This is a genomic window from Mycobacterium sp., from assembly GCF_035499775.1.
GTDB lineage: Bacteria > Actinomycetota > Actinomycetes > Mycobacteriales > Mycobacteriaceae > Mycobacterium.
Genome location: NZ_DATJYB010000357.1, coordinates 1 through 5,107, shown reverse-complemented (window position 1 = coordinate 5,107; position 5,107 = coordinate 1). Strand labels below are relative to the sequence as shown.

Here is a 5,107-nt window from a genome sequence, read left to right as displayed (position 1 = left end):
GTGTCGCATTAGGTCCGGCGGATGTCTGCGGAATATGTTTCGCAAGAGTCGGTTTCGTCAGTACTGGCGCTCTTCGTCCTGTTCGTCTGCGCTGAGCACCATCGCGATTAGCGCATCCGGACTTAACGAGTCGATGACGTCGTCGCTGCGGGTCGGATCGGGATCTTGCTTTTCGGTACCGCCCGCCAAGAGTAGTAATTTGTCGAGTAATCCGGTCCTTCGCAGCTCGTGCAGCGGAATCTTTCTCAGGGAAGACCAAATCTTCTCTTCGTCGGATTCTGCGCCATGGCCGTGGAGGAGTTGTTGCGCGAGATGATCGGCCAACGCCGTCGGAGTGGGGTAGTCGAAGATCAAGGTGCGTGACAGCGCCAACCCGGTTTGGGTTTTGAGGCGGTTGCGCAGTTCGACCCCGGTCATCGAGTCGAATCCGAGGTCCTGGAACGGCCGTTCGGCGTCGATGTCGTGACCGCTCGAGTGTTCCAGCACAATCGCCGCGTGCGAGCACACCAATGCCACTAGCTGCCGATGCTGCTCCTTGGGGTCCAAACCTTGCAAACGCTCGGCCAGGTCGGCCGGTTGGCCCGCGCCTTCTCCCCCGGCTGATCCGCCGGTGCCCAGCCAGAACCGTTGCCGCGCAAAGCCGTACGTCGGCAGCTTCACGATCCGGCCGCCAAGACCCCCCAAGATCGCCCGCCAATCCACAACCGTGCCGACGCTGAACAACTGCCCGACTGCGGTCAGCAGCGAATCGAGTTCGGGGCGGTCCTTGGCCATGGTCACCACCGAGATCGCCTGCTCGACGGTCAGCGACTGCTCGACCGAGGCGGTCAAACCAGCGCCCGGACCGACTTCCACAAACAGCCCGGCCCCCAGCGACTCGGCGGCCCGCACCCCGTCGACAAAGCGCACTGGCCGGCGGACATGTTCGACCCAATACTGCGGCGACCCATACCCCGGGCCGGACAACTCACCAGTCACATTGGATATCAACTTGATTCGCGGCTCGGCGGCCGACACCCCAGCCACGACCTGACCGAACTTCTCGACCATCGGCTCCATCAGCGGTGAATGAAACGCGTGCGACACCGCCAAACGGTGTACGCGCCGACCCGAGACCGCCAACCGATCCGCGACCGCACCCACCGCGGCCGCCTCACCCGAAAGGACCACCGCGGCAGGGCCATTGACCGCCGCGATATCCACACCCCGGCCGAGCAGGGGCGCCACCTCGGCTTCGCCGGCGGAAGCCGCAACCATGATGCCGCCGGTGGGCAACTCAGCCATCAGCCGTCCCCGCGCCGCCACCACCTTCGCGGCATCGGCCACGGACAACACCCCCGCCACACACGCGGCGCTGATTTCCCCCACCGAATGACCCATCACGAAATCCGGCTCGATACCCCAGTGTCGCAATAGCGCAGCCACCGCGACCTGTACGGCGAACAACGCCGGTTGGGCGAACTCCGTACTCTCCAACAGCGCCGCGTCGCCGCCCCACATCACCTGCCGCAGCGGCAACCGCAGCCGGCCGTCCAGCTCAGCTGCCGCCGCGTCAAACGCCTTCGCGAAAGACGGAAACCGGCCGTACAGGGCCGCTCCCATCCCCAGCCACTGCGAGCCCTGGCCGGGGAACACGAACACCGTCTTGCCCATCGACTGCGCCCGGCCCACGACCACACCCGCGGCGGGCTCTCCGGCAGCCAAACCGGCCAACCCCGCCATCAAGGTGCTGCGGTCCGGTCCTGCTACCACAGCCCGATGCTCGAATACCGCTCGTGTCGTGACCAACGACCAGGCCACATCGGCGATGTCCAAGACGTCGTACGCACCCGCCCATGCCAGCAATCGTTCAGCCTGATTGGCCAAGGCCTGCCGCGACCGAGCCGACAACACCCACGCGACCGCACTGTCGTCGTCATCACGCTGGGCCGCAACGCCGTCCGGCGCCGGGGCTTGTTCCACGATCACATGCGCGTTGGTGCCGCCCATCCCGAAAGACGACACCCCCGCACGTCTCCGCTCCGCTGCCGGCCACGCCGTGAGCGTCGTATTGACCCGCAGCCCAAGGTCTTCCAGAACCACTACGGGATTTGCGCCGGCAAAGTTGAGACTTGCTGGGATAGCGGCGTTTTCGATGGCCAATACCGTCTTGATCAGGCCCGCGACTCCCGAGGCGGCTCCGGTGTGGCCGATGTTGGTCTTTACCGACCCCACCTGCAGCGGATCGCTGCGGCGCTCGGCGAATACCGCCCCGAGTGCCGTGGCCTCGATCGGGTCGCCGATTTCGGTGCCCGTTCCGTGCGCCTCGATGTAGTGGACCTGGGTGCTATCCAGGCCTGCGCTGGACAGGGCGCGCCCGATGACGTCGACTTGCGCCGCCGCCGACGGTGCCGTCAGCCCGGCTGCGCTGTGCCCCGCGTTGCCGACCGCGCTGCCGCGAATGACTGCGCGGATCCGGTTTCCGTCGTCAAGCGCCGCGCGCAACGGTTTCAGTAGGACCAGGCCACCGCCTTCGCTCGGCACGTAACCGTCCGCGCGTTCGTCGAACGCGTAGGTGTGGCCCGAAGTGGACACCGCGCCGAATTCCGTTTCCAACATCGCCGTTTCGGGTGCCACGTTGAGGTGGATGCCGCCCGCTATGGCCAGCGGGGACGCACCGGTCCGCAGCGTTTCGCAGGCGAGGTGAACTGCCGTCAGCGACGACGATTGACCGGAGTCAACGGTCATGCTGGTGCCATGCATGCCAAAGGCGTACGAGATCCGGTTGGCGATCATTCCGCGGCTGATGCCGGCGAACGAGTGATGATCGAGGTGGTCCGGAGCGTCGCGAACCGTGAGGTACGCGTAGTCGTCGTTCATCGCGCCGAGATAAACCGCAACCTGTTCTCCGGATAGGGTTTCCGGCACTAAACACGCGTCTTCCAGCAGTTCCCACGTCAGTTCGAGCGCCAGTCGCTGGCGGGGGTCCAACGCGCAGGCTTCGCGCGGGGACAGGTTGAAGAAGTCGGCGTCGAACTCGGCGACGTTGTCAAGGGCGAACTTCGCGGCTTCGTTACCGTCCCGGAGCAGACACCAGAAGTCTCGGGGGTTGCCGGCACCGGGGAACCTGCATGCGAGTCCGATGATCGCTACGTCTGTCGGTGACACGTCAACTCGTTGCGGTCATACCGGGAAATCCTCGTCGAGGATGGCGAAGAGCTCGCTTTCGGTGGCTTTGTCGATGCTGTCATCGAACGGCTCGGGGGTGTCCTGTGGGGTGGTGAGGTCGGCCAGGATGGTTCGGATCCGGGCGTTCAGCCGCGCTTTGTCGTCCTCGGTCCAGTCTGGTTGGTTGACCAGTGTTTGCAGCTCGCGTGCGACGTCGTTGAAACGAGCCAATGTGTCTGGCTCGCTGCCGGGTGCGCCGGTGGGGATCGCCGCGGAGCTGAGCTGTTCGTCAACGTGCTCGGCCAGGGCGCTCGGCGTCGGGTGGTCGAAGATCACTGTCGGCGAAAGGGTCAGTCCGGTAGCGTTTTTGAGCCGGTTGCGCAGTTCGACGGCGGTCAGCGAATCGAATCCCAGCTCTTGAAACTCCACCCCGGCGCCGACATCGGCGATGGGACGACCCAAAACCGTTGCGGCGTTGGTGCACACCAGTTCGACCAACTGGCTGTGACGCTGCTCGGGCGTCAGCCCTTGCAGCCGTGTCGCCAACCCAGAGAGGGAGGCTGCGCTGTCAGTATCCGCGACCAGCCGTCGACCCGGACGACTCACCAAGTCGCGAAGCACAGGCGGCACAACGCCACTGGCGCTGAGCCCTGTCGCGTCGAGGTGGGCGGCCACGATCATGCCGCGATCGGCGACCATCGCGTCGTCGAACAGTTGCAACGCCTGCGCGGTGGACAGCGGCGCCAGCCCGACGCGGCTCATGCGGGCCTTGTCTCGGTCGGCGAGGTGTTGGGTCATGGCGCTGGCCTGTTCCCACAGTCCCCAGGCCACCGACAGCCCGGCCAACCCCTGGGCGCGCCGGTGGGTGGCCAGCGCGTCGAGGAAACTGTTGGCCGCCGCATAGTTACCCTGCCCCGGCGCGCCGACGATGCCGGCCATCGACGAAAACAGCACGAACGCCGACAAATCCAAATCCCGGGTCAGCTCATGCAGATTCCAGGCGCCATCGACCTTGGCCCGCAACACCGTATCCACCCGCCCCGGCGTCAACGACGCGATCAACCCGTCATCGAGCACCCCAGCGGCATGAAACACCCCCCTGAGCGGATACCGCGGATCCAATCCGCCCAACAACGCCGCCGCTGCCTCACGATCGGCCACATCACAGGCCAGCACCGACACCGCCGCCCCGGCCTCTTCCAACCGGGCCACCAACTCCGCCACGCCCTGAGCACCAGCCCCGCTGCGGCTGACCAACACCACATGCGCCACCCCATAACGGTTCACCAGATGCTCGGCCACCGCCGAACCGGCCATCCCCGTGCCCCCGCTGATCACCACCGCCGACCCGGACAGCCCACCACCCTCGGCCACGGTCAACACCACCTTGCCGATCTGACGGGCCTGGCAAACATAGCGGTACGCCCCCGCAGCACTGCGCACGTCAAACGTCTTGACCGGCAACGGCGTCAACACACCGTTGCCGAACAACCCCATCAACTCGTGCAGCATCGCAGCGATATGGTCCGAGCCGGCCTCCATCAGATCAAACGCCCGGTACTGCACACCCGGATGCTCGACCGCCACCAGTTGCGGGTCGCGTAGGTCGGTTTTGCCCATCTCGACGAAATGCCCCCCGCGGGTCAGCAACCGCAGCGAGGCGTCCAGGAACTCACCGGCCAGCGAGTTGAGCACCACATCCACCCCGGCGCCATCGGTGGCCGCCAGAAACTTCTGCTCGAACTCCACGGTCCGCGAATCACCGATATGACTATCGTCAAAGCCCATCGCGCGCAACGTGTCCCACTTACCGCGACTGGCCGTAGCGAACACCTCCGCACCCCAATACCGGGCCAGCTGCACCGCCGCCATCCCCACCCCACCGGTGGCCGCATGCACCAACACCCGCTGCCCGCCCCGCAGACCGGCCAGCACCGACAGCCCATACCACGCCGTCAAA

At 65.8% G+C, this 5,107-nt stretch carries 2 protein-coding genes; both read right to left on the bottom strand.

The features are described from left to right. Window positions 1-57: 57 nt before the first annotated feature. Window positions 58-3,147, bottom strand: a complete 3,090-nt coding sequence (locus VML93_RS22280; protein WP_325614394.1) for a type I polyketide synthase — start codon at window positions 3,145-3,147, stop codon at window positions 58-60. 15 nt (window positions 3,148-3,162) lie between these two features. Then, the coding region (locus VML93_RS22275; RefSeq protein ID WP_325614392.1) for a type I polyketide synthase at window positions 3,163-5,107 on the bottom strand (1,945 nt) is incomplete at its 5' end.